This is a genomic window from Pediococcus acidilactici (assembly GCA_024970065.1).
Classification (GTDB): Bacteria; Bacillota; Bacilli; order Lactobacillales; family Lactobacillaceae; genus Pediococcus; species Pediococcus acidilactici_A.
The window spans coordinates 277,095-292,171 of sequence record CP103908.1 but is presented as its reverse complement, the minus strand read 5'-3'; the positions used below and the strand labels follow the sequence as shown (position 1 = coordinate 292,171).

The window sequence follows — 15,077 nt, the reverse complement described above, 5'->3', positions numbered from 1 at the left end:
GCGTCCCTTTCAAATGGAATAGGCAGACGTGTTTTTTATTTACCATATATTACTTAAATCAATCAAGTAACCCGTACTTAATCTTGAAACGGGTAATAATCTTTTTCCAAGAATTATAAAAAATTAACAAGAAAAAGACGTTTGATAAAGCATGTAATAAGTCAAAGTAACCAGTTCCTAGAAAAGTAAGTAACATCGCCTTAAGATTCAGCGGATTAATGTATGCAACTAAATACCAAAGGTCCATAATCCACCCGAAAATAAATCCCCAAACGAAGCCAAAAATTACCATCACGTATTTGTTATTAGCTAACCAAGTGTTTTTTAGCAATCCTGCCGTCATCCCCATCATTCCCCAGGCAAACATCTGCCACGGGGTCCATGGCCCTTGTCCAAGAAACATATTAGATGTCAACGCAACGGTAGAGCCAATAATAAATCCCGATTCTGGTCCTAATACCGCCCCCGCCGTTATAATCACAAAACTAGTTGGCTGGACGTTCGGAATAATTGCAAACGGTACTCGACTAACTGCAGCGATCGCAATTAACACCGCCAAAAATACCACTTCTCGTGCTTTGAGTTCGCTATTTTCAAATTTCCAATAAAACGGAATTACGCTAGCAATCAAACAGATAAAACTGAACAGAAGAAAATGTTGACCTTGGAGTGCGGTTACAAAAGTTAGAAAAATCAAAAAAATAATAATTGCCACTAAAAAAGTAATTCCCGTCATCCGCTTATTCATAGTTAAGCTCCCTCCATATTAGCGCCTCTGGCAACTGATCACGCACCATTCGGTTAATCGGAGTGGTATAAAAGAAATTTTTGGTAAAAAAAGCGTACGGATCCGCTACGGAAGTGATTTTACCATCGAACAACATGGCACAACGGGTGGCGTACGTAGCACTAAAGCTCATGTCATGACTAGTGGTGATAATGGTCATCCCTGTTTCTTGGAGTTTTTGTAATAACTTCCCTAATTCTCTTTTACGTAGCGGGTCCAACCCCTTCGTAGGTTCATCTAGGAGTAAAATCTTCGGCTGGCCAATCAGGATAATTCCCAAGGCGATTAATTGCTTTTCGCCCCCGCTTGTATCGTGAGGATTTTTATTCTTCAAAGAGTTAATTTTCAAACGTGATAGCATTGCTTGCCCAACTTCTTGAGGGTCTGTCAATCCCAGCTCCTTCGCGCGATTAACAAATTCATCGGACACCGTATCATAACTAAAATGATCAGCAGGATTTTGGGATAAGTACCCCATCACTTCGTATAACTGATCACTTGTCCATTTAGTAAGTTTGCGATTTAACACGGATATCTTTCCTCGCCGTGTTTTTTGCATCCCTGTTAGACACTTTAACAGGGTAGACTTACCAGTTCCGTTGCGCCCAACAATCGATAACCATTCACCACGTTGCACAGTCAACGCTAGATCATTCAAAATTAATGGATCATTTCGCTCATACTTAAAGTCAACGTGAGTAGCTTTTAAAACCGGGTCATTATGTAATTGTGGGATACTTCGTTTTTGTTGCTGAAATTTTATTTTATGATTATTTATAAAGCGTTTACCATCGACCACCGTTAATGGTACGGTAGCTTTTGAAGAATCCGTAATTACGTTTTCGGTCAAAAACAAGCGGGGAATTTCTGGAATAAATTCGGCCAATTTTTGGCTATGGGCAGCTCGTTGAATTCCTTCACTAACTTTACCAACGAACGTTAATTTGCCTTCTTCCAAAATGCATAATTGAGTAGCTAACGGTAGCAACTCGTCTAATTGATGTTCGCTAATCATAATTGTTACGCCCAATTCGTCATGCACCCTTTGTAAAAGGCTAATGAACTCCTTAGTCGCAATGGGATCTAGTTGGGCGGTGGGTTCGTCTAAAAGCAGCAATTCCGGTTGCAAAATTAATACTGCTGCTAAGTTAACCAACTGCTTTTGACCACCAGAAAGTTCGTTTACCGATGCATATAAAATATCTTGAAACCCAAAAAAGCTGACCATTTCAGCAATTTTTCGTTGAATATTATCGCTATCTTCCCCCACGTTTTCCAATGAAAAGGCGAGTTCTTGGATTACCGTATCCATTACAAGTTGGTCATCAGGATTTTGAAATACCATCCCGATTTTTTGGGCACTTTCAATCGGTGATAGATCCTCTAAAGGTTGGTTTTTAAATTTAATCGTTCCGTGTCGCTCACCAACTGGCCATAATTCTTTTTTTAGTTGCCTCAATAAAGTGGTTTTGCCGCTTCCTGAATCACCAATAATGAGTGTGAAATCGCCTTGGTTAACGCTCAAATTAACCTTTGCTAAGTTAACTTTTTTGGCAAGGGCATACTTAAAATTTAAATCTTTTACTTGTAAAATTTCCACCAAAGCTCCTCCTTCAACTCTACAACCATAGGTAAACCACAAATCAGAGCGACCGTTCCAGCAAGGAGCACCTCGCTTTGCCACGTTCCCCAATCCATTTGTAAACTGGGATAAATTTGTATTACGCCCACTCGGCGAATTGCTTCCCCAATTAAAATTGCCCCACCTCCAACTAGAATTCCTGCGTACGTTATATCACGATGGGTCATCTGGTAACGTTGGTAATTCGTCCTTTTTGTGCTCCCAAATCCGCGAGCAGTCATTGAATCTGCAGTTTGAAAAGCGTTATAACACGCATCCACCAACAGTACTTGCATTAACTGCATTAACGCTTTAGTACGTTGACGCACGCTTCCTTTATTAATGTTGATTCCCCTCATTTTTTGAATTTGACCAATACTTTTAAAGCGCTTTAAAAACAGCGGGATAAAACGCATTACAATCATCGTGAGTAATGAAAGTCGGGGCAAAATCTTACCAAATAAAAACATAAATTTATTATTAGTCATCAGTTTGTTGTACGAGGCAAAAAGTAAAATTACGTTGGTTAACGATAACGCCATCAACACTCCGTATAACAAAGCTTCTTTAGTAACCGTTAACCCATGAAAAACCACTAATAAGTGCGCCCCGTTATGATTCGTCAACGGATTAATAATGATAATAAATAACGCCATTATTCCAGTTGCCCTGAGCGTCTTAAATGCCGTAGTTGGATCAGAAACCCGGATTAATAGCCCTAAAACTGCGATGAATTCAATTATTAAAACAATCGGTGAATTAAATAAAACCGTAATCAAAATTAACATCAGGTAATACGAAAAAATAATAGCCGGATTTAACCGCTCAAACTCAAGGGACATATTTTGCTTCTTAACCTTTGTTTTAATAGGCTGCTCTTTCATCTATAATCACTTTCTTTAAAAATGGTTACTTTAACGGTACCATTCCCGAAACTGCGAAAGTGATACTTTTTCCCCAAAAAGTAGTAATAATTTGTCCTTTCTCGAGTATTTGTACTATCTTGTTTTGTTCGCAATATTTTACAAGTTTTACTAAAAATATTGTCATTTTATCAATAAATTGACATTATATTGCATTGTGAATAGTAATTTCTTGCCTCATAATTAATCGAAAGAAATCGTTTTCATATAATTTTTATTAGGAGGTTGATCATGTTAAGTGCATTGAATCAGACACATGACGATCGATATACACCGGACTCTTATACTAAGCTTGCCAATTCATTAAACGCTTTTTATGAAATCACCCAAATTGACGTACTTTTCTATAGCTTTACTGGAGTATTAGTTTACCGGGGCGATATTATCACTGACAATAAAGTTATCCAAAAGACGCTTGATCCAGAACATTTTGGCAAGTCGATCATCTTCCCAATCATTCTTAATAATAAGGTTTGGGGGTTTACGATGTGCAGTTCGGCCAAGTCTTCCAATCACCGAATTCAGGTATCAAAAGAATATCTATCCAATTTATTTAATAGTCATTTTGCTAACCGTCAGGATTTAACGGCGCTAGTTTTGGAGCCACTAACTGACGAACAATTAACTAAAATAAATTATTTGAGCACATTATTGCAGCTAAAAAGTTCGGCTAATAATGTCTTACCAATTGCGACTGCAGAAGATCCTCAAATTCGAACTAGTAATGAAAAATTTGAAGCTATCCGGAGTATTAAGGAGGCCACTGACTATATTTGTGAGAACCTTACTAGTCAATTAACCCTTAGTACCGTGGCGGAACATGTTTTCTTATCACCGTCTTATTTAAGTCGGATTTTCAAAAAGTATATGGACATTAATTTTATCAATTACATTAATCAACAAAAAATTGCCCATGCCCAAAGGGAATTAATTTTAAGTCGTAAACCAATCAACTTAATTTCTAACATCGCGGGCTTTTCGCAAACTAGTTATTTCACTAAAATATTTAAAAAAATCACCGGAACCACCCCGTCTAAATATCGTAAGGAAAATGCAGCCATTAGTCGTATATACACGATCCACCACACTTTAGACTGGCCTAAAAATGCTTCCGTTTTTGACGTTTCCAAAACATTCTTTACGAAGCAAAATCTAGACTATTATTATGAGTCCGCCAACGGCTACTTATACGTTAATAGTATTGGTGATTTAACTGACGCAAACGAAAAGAGTGGTTGGATTTTTACCGTTGATGGTCGCCAACCTACTAACTCCGCGGATTTAATTTCTACCAAGGGCGTCTCCGTAGTCCAATGGATGTACGTGGATTTTCGTTAAATTTACCCTCAAACAAAAAACTGCCGGAATGGTCCGTTAGCATTTACATGCCAACCTCCATTTTGACAGTTTTTTGTATTTGCTTACTTAAGGTTTTAACCGTAACAGGTCGTCAAATTCGAACTCGTTAGTACTTGTTCCATCTACATCGAATCCCGCCGTATTTAGAAACTCCTTCTTAAACTGGGCGTATCCAGTCATGGCGGACCGAAAGTTATCCGCGTTAATTTGCTTATATAATGCTTGAGTCTTCGCTTGGGTGGAAGGACGCAGTTCATAATGATCGGCACGCAGTCGGCCCTTTTGATCATAAATCGGATGTTTACCATAAATCATTTCACGATAAACCCGATCTTTATGCATGATTGGATTTTCGTGCGTCGCTTCATCGGTCATCACTTTGTATAAAGCAATCATGTATTTTGGCATAATTGGAATTACTACGCTTGCTTTAGTAGTTACCACAGTTGATACACAAATTAGTGCCCGCCCTTGGAGCGGCTTTAATTCTTGATTAATACGATCAGCAGACTCCTCTGCTTGGGTTTTTGCTACCCCTAAGGTACCTTCATGATAGAACGGATAAGTCATCTCTGGTCCAATATAAGAATATAGTACTGTTTTAAAGTTTTCGGCCAAGACATTAGCTTCTTTTAACGCCTGGATCCACCACTCCCAGTCTTCGCCTCCCATTACCTTGGCGGTCCCCTGAATTTCTTCTGGGGACGCAGGAGAAATCGTTTGGGTAAATAGTCGTTCGTGTTCCAAATCGATATTTTCTCCGGTCACGCTTTGGTTGATTGGCTTTAAGACCGACCGCCATTCCGTTCCCGTCCGGGGATCATTTCGTTTTGGTGCCGCTAAACTATATACAAGCAAATCAATCTTTCCACCAAATTCATTTTTGATATATTCAATCACCCGTTGTTTCATGGTGTCACTATAGGCATCTCCAATAAAATTTTGGGCAATTAGCCCCGCTTGCTCAGCAAATTGTTTAAAGAAGATGCTGTTGTACCATCCCGCAGACCCTAATTTTTCAGGGCTTTGCGGACCGCGTTCATAAGCCACGTTAATGGTATCCGCGCCACTGCCAAACGCCGTGGTGATTCGGGTAGCTAATCCATAACTTGATGAACCACCCAGCACCAATACTTTTTTGGGCCCAGCATACTTTCCCTTAGACTTCACGTAATTAATTTGATTTAAAACTGCTTGTCGACAGCCATAGGGATTAACCGATTTGATAACGTTTCCAACGATTTTTGGCTCTACCTTCATTTTGATTTCCTTCTTTATTTTTTCTGTTGCCTTAGCTACTTAAAATTATAGAAAACTTTTTCTAAAATAAAACCCATAACTTTGCATCTACATCATTAAGAATGCTAAAAATGAGGTTGGAATTAACGTTTTCCAACCTCTTTAAAAATTTTTGTAATATTTTGTCTATTGAAAGCTTTTAGTCCAAATAAATTCTTTGCAAGTTGGATCTTTGCTCCTTAGTCATTTGAATTTCCGTTTTCAAATATTGAATAATGCCACCATACTGGTACTCAAGCATTCCTACTAGTTGATCATAGTATTCGTCTCTAACAGAAGCTAAGTCTTCAACTGATTGAACAAAGTTTCTTCCTAAATGCATCTTCTTGGCTTCATTACGACGCCATTCGATTCGGGACTTCGAAGCTGGATTTGTTAGCAAATAATCTTTACGTACCACTTCGTTGTCAACTCCTAAAGTTGCTAACAAAAGTAGTGTGCACATCCCCGTCCGATCCTTCCCCGCAGAACAGTGGAAAAGTATTCCACCATTTTTACCGTATTTCTCCAGTAATGCAAAAAAACGCTGATAGGCTTGTTGAGCATGCGGGTCAGTAACTAACTTGCGGTAAGAACGCATCATCTGTTGAAAACCGCCTTGGTCACTTCGAGCGTAAAGTTGGTAAATTCGTTCTAAAGATGCACCACTTTCCGTTTGATCGTCCTGAAAGATTGGTAAGTTAATATATTTAATATGGGAGTTTAATCTATCCGGAAAACTTTGTACTTCTGATTTTGAACGCAGATCAATTACTACATTGATCCCGTAATCTACCAACTTTTGAAGATCTTGATCTGTCAAATCTGATAAGTACCCTGAACGCACTAATTTATGCCATTTCACTTGGCGTGCACCGGCAGCCGGGTACCCTCCTAAGTCACGAAAGTTAAATCCACCGGATAAATTCAAAATTCTTTTACTACACATTGAGTTCTCCTCGTGGATTGTTATTTTTAAAGTACTTGATAAACAGTCTGTGCCACCCCAATTTCACTAGCGGCCAATTTTCTTTCCGGCTTATAGGGCTTTTCTGCAGTTACCTTATTTAGCCAATTGGGATCGTGAATTAACGGACGGCCAACCCCAACCAATGTACTAAAGTTTTGGGCTTGCTTAAGCTTATTGGCACTATCAACTTGCCCAGCAACCATCACCGGTAGATTTACCGCCGCATTAAAAAGTTTTACTATCGGAACTTCCGTATCAAATGTCCGTGGGGTTGCCATAAAGTCATGTAGCGATAAACTTAAGTAATCAATTCCTAATTGTTCTAACAGACGTGCCAATTGTAACGTTTCACCTAATTTTAAGCCGCCCTCTTCATACTCTTCTGGTGAAAGGCGGTACCCTAAGATAAACGTTGGATTACCAAATTGACTAATCGTTTCACGTAACCGTTGCATCAACAATTTCACAAATCGAAACCGGTTCTCTAAAGTTCCACCAAACTGGTCATCCCGACAATTAGCGTTACGGGAAATAAATTGCTGAGGTAAAAAGCCGTTTGCTCCATGAATTTCTATCCCATCGAACCCCGCAGCCATCGCTCGTTTTAATGCGTTTGCGTATTGGTCAATAATTTTATAAATGGCATCACGAGTGAGTGCTTGCGGAGTTAATTGCGACCAGGGAGCTGAAATAGTACTGGGAGCTACCGCCTTTTTCCCAAAGATCGCTTGTGGACTAGCTAAACGTCCAGCATGCACCAACTGAATAATCGCTTTTGCATGATTTTGGTGAATTACTTTTGCTAACTCACCTAATCCTTCAACATCTTCATCGCGACTAATACTAATCGATCCTAAAGCGGTATTACCTTCTGCAGAAATAAATGCAGAGCCCACCACGTCCATTCCTACCGTCCGGGAGCGTTGTCGATGAAATTCAAGGTCGTTTAAGCTAACCGTGCCATCAAACAGCGCCATCCGCATATCTAATGGTGGCAGCACAAAATGATTTCTTAAATTTAACTTATCCATTTTCGCACTAACCTCACGTACGTGTAATTGTTGGAATATCAAATCCTAAAAGTTCGTGTAAAGTTTTAATTACCTTCCGTAATGCCGACTCTACTTCTGAAACTTCCCCTACAATTACTACGGAACCACTAAAGCGGTCAATAAATCCTAACGTTACGTTGCTCGACTTAGTTGCCACGTCCCCTGCAATAATTGAAGCTTCACTAGGGGTGATCGTTAAAATTCCTAAAGCATTCTTAGGAGTTTGGATTCCAAGTTTCTCGTAAATATCTTCCGTAGGATTAGCTACGATGTGGGCTAAGGTCACTTGCTTTCCCGGAACATATTCTTGAATCATTCTTGCTTTATCTTCGATCATCATTATCAACCTCGTTTAATTAAATCCAGCCACTCGCATCACGTCTCGGGCGATTATGATTTCTTCATCAGTTGGAATCACCGCAACTTTGACTTTACTATCCGCCGCTTCAATGGATAAATCGCCATGCTGATTTTTTTGGTCATCAATTTTGACGCCGAGGTAACCCAATTTCTCACAAATTGCCTTACGCATGGTGATAGAATGTTCGCCGATTCCCGCTGTAAAGACCAACGTATCCAGACCATTCAAATCCGCAGCATACGCACCAATGTAATGTTGAATTTGGTGCACAAAGACTTTGATTGCTAATTGGGCCCGTTGGTTACCTTCGTTAGCAGCTTTTTCAACATCTCGAACATCGCTAGATACTCCAGATAACCCCAGCAATCCAGAACGCTTATTTAGCATTTCTCGAACCGCTTCGGAGTCCAAATCTAATTTTTCTTCGATGAAAGGTAAGATTTCTGGATCAATATCTCCAGAACGGCTGCCCATTACTAAACCAGCTAAGGGTGTAAATCCCATTGAAGTATTTACGGATTCACCGTCCTTAACAGCACATAAACTGCTACCATTTCCAAGATGACAAGTAATCATTTTGGAGGTACGTTCCTTACCAAATAGTTCTGTTGCCCGTTCAGACACATATTCATGAGATGGTCCATGAAAACCGTAGCGACGAATACCGTACTTTTCATAATATTCGTAAGGCAGTGCATACATATATGCTTCTTCAGGCATCGTATGATGGAAAGAAGTATCAAAAACTGCGACTTCCTTAGCTGCTGGTAATAATTTTTCGAAATCTTTAATGCCAATCAAGTTAACCGGGTTATGCAACGGTGATAATACGCTTAATTCCGCAATCCGTTTTTTTACATCTTCGTCAACTAGTACTGGACGATCGTAGTACCGTCCTCCGTGGGAAACTCGGTGGCCAACTCCCACAATTTCCGACTTATCCTCAATGACTCCACTAGTCAAAAGCATATTAATAACTGCCTTAATGGCATCATCATGGTTTTTTATCGGAACTTTATTCTGGGTAGCCTTATTATGAACTACGTAATTAAACGTGCTATTTGCAAGCCCAATTCGGTCAACTTGTCCACTCGCTAACACTTTTTCTTCGGGCATTTGATAAAGTTTGAATTTTAATGATGAACTTCCTGAATTAATTGATAATATCTTTTTGGACATCCTAATTACCTTCCTGAAAATCTTTATTTAACGATTTTTTTATAAATCTCTGCTAAATCTTCATCAGTTGGCACGACTGGATTTCCTGGGAAAGTACCGTCCAACTTAGCGCTAGCAACAATTTGATCCGTTGCTTCTAATGCTGCCTTGGTATTTACCCCAAATGCAGTTAACGTTGCTGGGCAATTCATTTTTCTAGCCATTTGTTTAATTTGAGCTTGCAGTTTACGTACGGCAACCCGATCACCCATACCTGAACTTGCTAGTCCCGCTTTACGTGCAACCATTGCATATTTTTGTAGTGCTAATTGGCTGTGAGTAGCATTATATTCAACTACGTATGGCAATAACATTGCGTTAGCTAAACCATGAGGAATATGGAAATTTGCTCCCAACTGGTGCGCAATCGCATGACAAATCCCCAAACCAGCATTATTAAAGGCAGCTCCTGCCGCACAAGATGCCTCATGTACAACTTTACGAGCCGCTTCGTTATCACCATGTTGGTAGCATTCAACCAAATTATTGATAATTACCGAAGCACTTTTTTCTGCCAAAGCATCCGTAATGGTATTCGCATCTTGCGCAACAACTGCTTCTAGAGCATGGGTTAAAACATCCAAACCAGAAAAAGCGGTTACACTGTTAGGAGCGGTCATTACCAATTGCGGGTCCAAAAGTGCAACGTCTGGAATCAGGTAATCCTCCATGATTGGGAATTTTTGATGATTTTCTGGATCCGAGATTACCGCCGTATTAGTTACTTCTGAACCAGTCCCACTAGTAGTTGGGATGGCAATAAATTCCTTAATACATTTACCAGAAAGTTTTTCACCGAAGAAGCGAATTGCCTTTCCTGTATCAATCGCTGAACCACCCCCGATACCAATCATTACCGTAGGCACGTTCTTTAAATATTCGTTAACCCCTTGCATAATGTTTTTTAATGGTGGGTCGGGTTTAACATCTGAGAAAATAGTTACCTGATTGCTCGAATTTATGTTTCCCTTAATTTCTTCTAAGGTTGGCGTCCCTGGCAAAAAAGCATCACATACCATTAAAACGTGTTCTTGGTTTAACTTTCCCAATTGCTTTAAGCTATCGGTGCCAGAATAAATTTGAGTTGGAATTGCAATTCTTTCCATAAAATTATGCCTCCCATGAACGTAACGAGAATGCTTCTGGCGAGTTTAACCGCCGGCGACGAGTAAAGGTTTTAGCCGTTGCGGTACCTTCTCCAGTTGGGGTTGCAATCGTTAATGCTGAAGCCCCTGCGTGAGCGCCATTAGCTCCTACTCCAGTTCCTACGTATGTTGCTCCGTTAACTACGAAAATCGAAGTGTTCATCCGGTGAGCTGCACGATTAATATTTGGTAAGTTTTCGGAGTGAATTGAAGCCGTATGATGTAAACCTTGTTCAACTTCTACCGCAGTCGCTAAAACTTGATCAAATGTTGGACAAGAAACTACTGGTACAATTGGCATCAACATTTCGGTAGTAACTAGTGGATGATCTTTTTGCGCTTCCATGATGATTAATTTTGGTGTACCAGTGTACGCAATTCCTGCCTTATCTAAAATGTAGGTTGCGTCTTTCCCAACAAATTGACGGTCAGGAGCGCCATTATTGCCAATGGTCATTTCCGCTAACTTATCAATATCGCTAGCATTAGTTACCAAGAATGCCCCTTCTGCTTGCATTTTTTTGATAAGTTCGTCCTTTACACTCGATTCAACTACTACTTCTTTTTCTGCGGTACAGAGGATGTTGTTATCAAAAGAAGCTGAATCCACAATGTTGTGTGCAGCTAATGCAATATTAGCGGTAGCATCAACCATTGCTGGCGGGTTACCTGCACCGGCCCCTACAGCTTTCTTACCACTAACTAAAGCTTGGTGAACCACTGCTGGACCACCCGTGATGGATAACATTGCGATATCAGGATGTTGCATCATTTCTTGAACAGATTCAATTGACGGTTCTTCAATTGATACAACTAAATTCTTCATTCCGGTAGCTTCGTAAACTAACTCGTTTAGCTTTTCGATCGTCCAACGGGTAATTTTTTTAGCACCTGGATGAGCACCAAAGTATAACGTGTTACCACCAGCTAACATCATGATGGCGTTAGCGATAACCGTTTCGGAAGGATTCGTACTTGGACCAACCGCACCAATTACACCAAATGGGGCGTATTCGTACATTACTAAACCGCCGTCACCAGTTTCGGCTTCTGGTTGTAAGATTTCCGTTCCGGGAGTGTTGTACAAAGCATTGTTTAACTTAGCAATCTTAGCTTCAACAGTTCCCATTCCCGTTTCATCTTTGATGTCCTTAGCCATTTTTTCGATATATGGGCGGAATCCTTCTCTAATTGCCGTCAAAACCTTTTCCCGAAAAGCTAACGGCTTATCAATATAAACATCTTCAGCTGCCTTAGCTGCCGCAATCGCCTCGTCCACGGTCTTAAAAATCCCATTTTGTCCCGCATCATTAGTTGACGCAGTTTGGCTAGTACCACTCTTCTTTAGCTCTTCACTTAAAATGCGTCGAATATCTTCTTCAAGATTTTGAATTTCCATTTCACTTGCTCTCCTTCATAAATTCTTCCACAGCGGTCTCACAAATTGCTTGATCTTCTTCAACCAATCCCCCGCTAACACCAATCGCTCCGACAATCTTACCGCCAATTTCTAACGGAATTCCTCCTGGAAAAGACACTAATTTTCCATCTAACATCGTTTCCATTTGGTATAGCGGTGCACCTGGTTGGATATCTTTGCTGATATCCTTGGTAGGCTCTTTCATTGCAATTGCCGACCAAGCTTTTTTAGGCGCTAATTGAGAACTAACCAAATTAGCGTTAGGCATGTGGTAAAGCATTTGAACAACGGTAGCTGCGTCCATGATGCACATGGTAACGCCTACATTTAACTCATTAGCCTTAGCTACGGCTGCATCAAACACTCTTTGCATTTTTTGCCGATCAAATAAGTTTCCTAATTGATTGCCTTGTTTAGTAATTATTTCTTTAACAATGTTATTAATTTGCTCTTCATTCATTCCATTCGCCCTCAACAAATCGTCTAAAAGGTTAAAAACCTTCCTCTTCATTCCAAAACCAACAACCGTCAGCCATTACGAAATCAACTAAATTTCGTCACCAACCACGTTAGCGATTTATCACGAAATTTAGTTAATTCCTAGGCTACTCGTCCATTAGCTCTCCGCAAAATACGCGCGATATCTTTTAATTACTTCCTCAGTCACCTTAGTTAAATAGTCTTCGTAATCTTCAGACCGCGCTAAAATGTAAAAGAAATCAGATAAGCGGTTAACGTATTTTTCAAGTACTGGTCTAACGGTAGTTTCACTAGCAAACTGAACAAAACGGCGTTCCGCTCTCCGGCAAACCGTCCGACATACGTGTAGCTGAGCACCTGCCAAGCTTGAGCCAGGCAATATAAAAGATTTTACGGGTGGCAATTCAGCTGTATATTCATCAATAACCTTTTCCAAATCGAGTACGTCTTGTTCTTCAATGGTTACACTATTTTTTAAAAATTTTTGGGTATCTAAAGTAGCAATTTCTCCCTGTAAAAAGAACATTTTGTATTCAACTTTTTTCAAGATTTCTTGATTCTTTTTGCTTAAACAAAGCTTATCCGCCACGCTAATATTGGCGTTCAGTTCATCAAACGTACCGTACGTTTCTACTCGTAAAGAGTCTTTATGCACTCGTTTGCCGTCGTAAAGGCTCGTTGATCCCTTATCTCCACCTTTGGTATAGATTGGCATTTTGCTACATCTCCTTACTTGTCGAAACTGTCAATAATGCCTACAATTGCGCAGTCGCTCACGTCACGAAAGTTTTTATCCGCATGGTTAGCAATCCGGGCACCCGCTCCGCGTACAAGCAGTACGTATTCTCCAATACCAGCACCGACTGAATCCACGGCAACTTCTTCCGGGCGCACGGGTTTGCCTTGCGAATCAATCGCTCTTACAATCATTAATTTACGACCAACTAATGATTTATCTTTTTGGGTAGACACCACGCTGCCTACAACTTTTGCCATATACAATTTTCATCAGTCCTTACTTGTATTTTTAAATCCTTTTGGCTGCTTATTTCTTCGGCACCCGCAGTAATATTTTGCGTGCTTGTCGTTATTACCATTGCGCTATCTGGAATGCCTGCCAACATTTCTCTTGTAATCGTAGTTGGGTAAAAAGCATATACCGGATGTTCACCGTTAATAACAAACATAACCGGCCAGTCCCTAATCATTACTAGCGGAATAAAATTAAGTGCATGATGACTCACGTTTAACTGGAAATTCACATCATAATCGAGTCCTTGTAAAATCCAGGTCACCCAATGATTACTTGGATCAAGGTGAAATAGATCCGCAATCAGCTCAATTGAAACTTGTTTTAAAACTAAATTGGCATTATCAACAAATATTTCCGTTGAGGGAACGGCAGCATTTTTGGAGTAGGTAATTTCACTGGATTGCGCATTCCTCTGTTTTAATTTTTCAATTACTTGAGCAACAATCGGATCCATTCCATTCACCCTCCAATTTCATTTATTTTTTGATGATTCTGCCGAACGTATTCGCATTTACGTTAGCTGCATTAGCTTCATCAGTATCAATGTGCATTTCTAACAAGAAATCTTTTCGTGGTCTGCAAATCACGTCATCAAAGATAGTTCTGCGTTCGTCAGAATTGATTTCCACGCTAACCGTGTCACCTAACTTAACGCCAAAGCGAGCAGCATCTTCTAGGCTCATGTGAATATGCCGTTTTGCAACGATGACCCCTTGAACTTCTACTTCTCCATCTTTAGTAACTAACTTAACGGAAGGAGCCCCTTCTAAATGACCAGATAGTCGAATAGGTGCATCAATCCCTAATTCAAAAGTTTCTGAACGGGCAATTTCTACTTGAGAATGTGCCCGGTTAGGTCCTAAAATTCGCACGTGTTTAATAGTGCCTTGAGGACCAACAATGTCTGCAAATTGGTTCGAAGCAAATTCTTCATGTTGGTATAACGGTTTGTACACCGTCATTTCTTGGCCAGGAAATAAAGTTGCAAAGTCTTCATCAGTTAAATGAATGTGATGATTTGAAACTCCAATGCGAATCCGATTAGGATCCGTTTCTTCCTTTATAATTTTGCGAATTAACTGCCGTAGTTGTTCTTCATCCATAATTCTCGTCCACCCTTATTAAAACTATTTTTATTTTGTTGATGGTAAAATACGTTCAACTTCAGCATGTGGGCGAGGGATTACGTAAGAGCTAACAACTTCACCAATGTTTTCAGCTGCCGCAACTCCAGCATCAACTGATGCCTTAACTGCACCTACATCTCCACGAACCATGATTGTAACTAAACCGCTACCAATTTTTTCTTGACCGATCATTTGTACGTTAGCTGCCTTAACCATTGCATCTGCAGCTTCAATTGATGCAACTAAACCCTTTGTTTCGATTAATCCTAATGCGTTATTCATAATATGTTCCTCCTGAATTTA

At 40.0% G+C, this 15,077-nt stretch carries 17 protein-coding genes; 1 reads left to right on the top strand and 16 read right to left on the bottom strand.

Going from position 1 to position 15,077, the window contains the following annotated elements:
- Nucleotides 1-58 precede the first annotated feature (58 nt).
- The 3 genes from NYR25_01335 to NYR25_01325 are packed head-to-tail and all read right to left on the bottom strand — an operon-like array spanning nucleotide 59 to nucleotide 3,292.
- Nucleotides 59-748, bottom strand: a complete 690-nt coding sequence (locus NYR25_01335) for an ECF transporter S component (protein UWF34079.1) — start codon at nucleotides 746-748, stop codon at nucleotides 59-61.
- The gene (locus tag NYR25_01330; protein UWF34078.1) at nucleotides 741-2,387 is read right to left on the bottom strand and encodes an energy-coupling factor ABC transporter ATP-binding protein; all 1,647 of its coding nucleotides are present in this window, start codon (nucleotides 2,385-2,387) and stop codon (nucleotides 741-743) included. The genes NYR25_01335 and NYR25_01330 overlap by 8 nt, the downstream gene beginning before the upstream one ends.
- Nucleotides 2,369-3,292: an energy-coupling factor transporter transmembrane protein EcfT gene (locus NYR25_01325; protein UWF34077.1), complete on the bottom strand. Its 924-nt coding sequence runs from the start codon at nucleotides 3,290-3,292 to the stop codon at nucleotides 2,369-2,371. The genes NYR25_01330 and NYR25_01325 overlap by 19 nt, the downstream gene beginning before the upstream one ends.
- A 270-nt stretch (nucleotides 3,293-3,562) precedes the next feature.
- On the opposite strand from NYR25_01325, the gene NYR25_01320 reads away from it, so the two are divergent.
- On the top strand, nucleotides 3,563-4,669 hold the full coding sequence (locus NYR25_01320) for a helix-turn-helix domain-containing protein (protein UWF34076.1): 1,107 nt from the start codon (nucleotides 3,563-3,565) through the stop codon (nucleotides 4,667-4,669).
- An 87-nt stretch (nucleotides 4,670-4,756) separates the two neighbouring features.
- Here the strand turns inward: NYR25_01320 and NYR25_01315 are convergent, their stop codons facing one another.
- The 13 genes from NYR25_01315 to NYR25_01255 form a co-directional block, all read right to left on the bottom strand.
- Nucleotides 4,757-5,950: a trans-2-enoyl-CoA reductase family protein gene (locus NYR25_01315; GenBank protein UWF34075.1), complete on the bottom strand. Its 1,194-nt coding sequence runs from the start codon at nucleotides 5,948-5,950 to the stop codon at nucleotides 4,757-4,759.
- Nucleotides 5,951-6,128: 178 nt separating this feature from the next.
- A complete protein-coding gene (locus NYR25_01310; protein UWF34074.1) occupies nucleotides 6,129-6,917 on the bottom strand; it encodes a tyrosine-protein phosphatase in 789 nt (262 codons plus the stop codon).
- A 26-nt stretch (nucleotides 6,918-6,943) separates the two neighbouring features.
- Nucleotides 6,944-7,969 (bottom strand): NADH:flavin oxidoreductase, encoded by a 1,026-nt coding sequence (locus NYR25_01305; protein UWF34073.1) that lies wholly within the window; start codon nucleotides 7,967-7,969, stop codon nucleotides 6,944-6,946.
- 13 nt (nucleotides 7,970-7,982) lie between these two features.
- Nucleotides 7,983-8,327, bottom strand: coding sequence for a BMC domain-containing protein (locus tag NYR25_01300; protein UWF34701.1), 345 nt, complete (start codon nucleotides 8,325-8,327; stop codon nucleotides 7,983-7,985).
- A gap of 15 nt (nucleotides 8,328-8,342) precedes the next feature.
- The gene (locus tag NYR25_01295) at nucleotides 8,343-9,530 is read right to left on the bottom strand and encodes an acetate kinase (GenBank protein UWF34072.1); all 1,188 of its coding nucleotides are present in this window, start codon (nucleotides 9,528-9,530) and stop codon (nucleotides 8,343-8,345) included.
- A 23-nt stretch (nucleotides 9,531-9,553) separates the two neighbouring features.
- Nucleotides 9,554-10,675: an iron-containing alcohol dehydrogenase gene (locus NYR25_01290; protein ID UWF34071.1), complete on the bottom strand. Its 1,122-nt coding sequence runs from the start codon at nucleotides 10,673-10,675 to the stop codon at nucleotides 9,554-9,556.
- A gap of 4 nt (nucleotides 10,676-10,679) precedes the next feature.
- Nucleotides 10,680-12,113, bottom strand: coding sequence for an aldehyde dehydrogenase EutE (locus tag NYR25_01285; protein UWF34070.1), 1,434 nt, complete (start codon nucleotides 12,111-12,113; stop codon nucleotides 10,680-10,682).
- Nucleotide 12,114: 1 nt separating this feature from the next.
- On the bottom strand, nucleotides 12,115-12,594 hold the full coding sequence (locus NYR25_01280) for a heme-binding protein (protein ID UWF34069.1): 480 nt from the start codon (nucleotides 12,592-12,594) through the stop codon (nucleotides 12,115-12,117).
- 156 nt (nucleotides 12,595-12,750) lie between these two features.
- Nucleotides 12,751-13,329 (bottom strand): cob(I)yrinic acid a,c-diamide adenosyltransferase, encoded by a 579-nt coding sequence (locus tag NYR25_01275; protein ID UWF34068.1) that lies wholly within the window; start codon nucleotides 13,327-13,329, stop codon nucleotides 12,751-12,753.
- Nucleotides 13,330-13,343: 14 nt separating this feature from the next.
- A complete protein-coding gene (locus NYR25_01270) occupies nucleotides 13,344-13,610 on the bottom strand; it encodes a EutN/CcmL family microcompartment protein (GenBank protein ID UWF34067.1) in 267 nt (88 codons plus the stop codon).
- Nucleotides 13,595-14,101 carry a PduM family microcompartment protein gene (gene pduM / locus NYR25_01265; GenBank protein UWF34066.1) on the bottom strand — a complete coding sequence of 169 codons (507 nt, stop codon included), beginning with the start codon at nucleotides 14,099-14,101 and terminating at the stop codon, nucleotides 13,595-13,597. Before pduM ends, NYR25_01270 begins: the two co-directional genes overlap by 16 nt.
- A 22-nt stretch (nucleotides 14,102-14,123) precedes the next feature.
- Nucleotides 14,124-14,750 carry a phosphate propanoyltransferase gene (gene pduL / locus NYR25_01260; GenBank protein ID UWF34065.1) on the bottom strand — a complete coding sequence of 209 codons (627 nt, stop codon included), beginning with the start codon at nucleotides 14,748-14,750 and terminating at the stop codon, nucleotides 14,124-14,126.
- A 30-nt stretch (nucleotides 14,751-14,780) separates the two neighbouring features.
- A complete protein-coding gene (locus NYR25_01255; protein UWF34064.1) occupies nucleotides 14,781-15,056 on the bottom strand; it encodes a BMC domain-containing protein in 276 nt (91 codons plus the stop codon).
- Between the last annotated feature and the right edge of the window lie 21 nt (nucleotides 15,057-15,077).

Coding starts and splice junctions, on each gene's coding strand:
- NYR25_01335 (UWF34079.1), bottom strand. CDS start 748: ATGAATAAGCGGATGACGGGAATTACTTTTTTAGTGGCAATTATTATT.
- NYR25_01325 (UWF34077.1), bottom strand. CDS start 3,292: ATGAAAGAGCAGCCTATTAAAACAAAGGTTAAGAAGCAAAATATGTCC.
- NYR25_01320 (UWF34076.1), top strand. CDS start 3,563: ATGTTAAGTGCATTGAATCAGACACATGACGATCGATATACACCGGAC.
- NYR25_01315 (UWF34075.1), bottom strand. CDS start 5,950: ATGAAGGTAGAGCCAAAAATCGTTGGAAACGTTATCAAATCGGTTAAT.
- NYR25_01310 (UWF34074.1), bottom strand. CDS start 6,917: ATGTGTAGTAAAAGAATTTTGAATTTATCCGGTGGATTTAACTTTCGT.
- NYR25_01305 (UWF34073.1), bottom strand. CDS start 7,969: ATGGATAAGTTAAATTTAAGAAATCATTTTGTGCTGCCACCATTAGAT.
- NYR25_01300 (UWF34701.1), bottom strand. CDS start 8,327: ATGATCGAAGATAAAGCAAGAATGATTCAAGAATATGTTCCGGGAAAG.
- NYR25_01295 (UWF34072.1), bottom strand. CDS start 9,530: ATGTCCAAAAAGATATTATCAATTAATTCAGGAAGTTCATCATTAAAA.
- NYR25_01290 (UWF34071.1), bottom strand. CDS start 10,675: ATGGAAAGAATTGCAATTCCAACTCAAATTTATTCTGGCACCGATAGC.
- NYR25_01285 (UWF34070.1), bottom strand. CDS start 12,113: ATGGAAATTCAAAATCTTGAAGAAGATATTCGACGCATTTTAAGTGAA.
- NYR25_01280 (UWF34069.1), bottom strand. CDS start 12,594: ATGAATGAAGAGCAAATTAATAACATTGTTAAAGAAATAATTACTAAA.
- NYR25_01275 (UWF34068.1), bottom strand. CDS start 13,329: ATGCCAATCTATACCAAAGGTGGAGATAAGGGATCAACGAGCCTTTAC.
- NYR25_01270 (UWF34067.1), bottom strand. CDS start 13,610: ATGGCAAAAGTTGTAGGCAGCGTGGTGTCTACCCAAAAAGATAAATCA.
- pduM (UWF34066.1), bottom strand. CDS start 14,101: ATGGATCCGATTGTTGCTCAAGTAATTGAAAAATTAAAACAGAGGAAT.
- pduL (UWF34065.1), bottom strand. CDS start 14,750: ATGGATGAAGAACAACTACGGCAGTTAATTCGCAAAATTATAAAGGAA.
- NYR25_01255 (UWF34064.1), bottom strand. CDS start 15,056: ATGAATAACGCATTAGGATTAATCGAAACAAAGGGTTTAGTTGCATCA.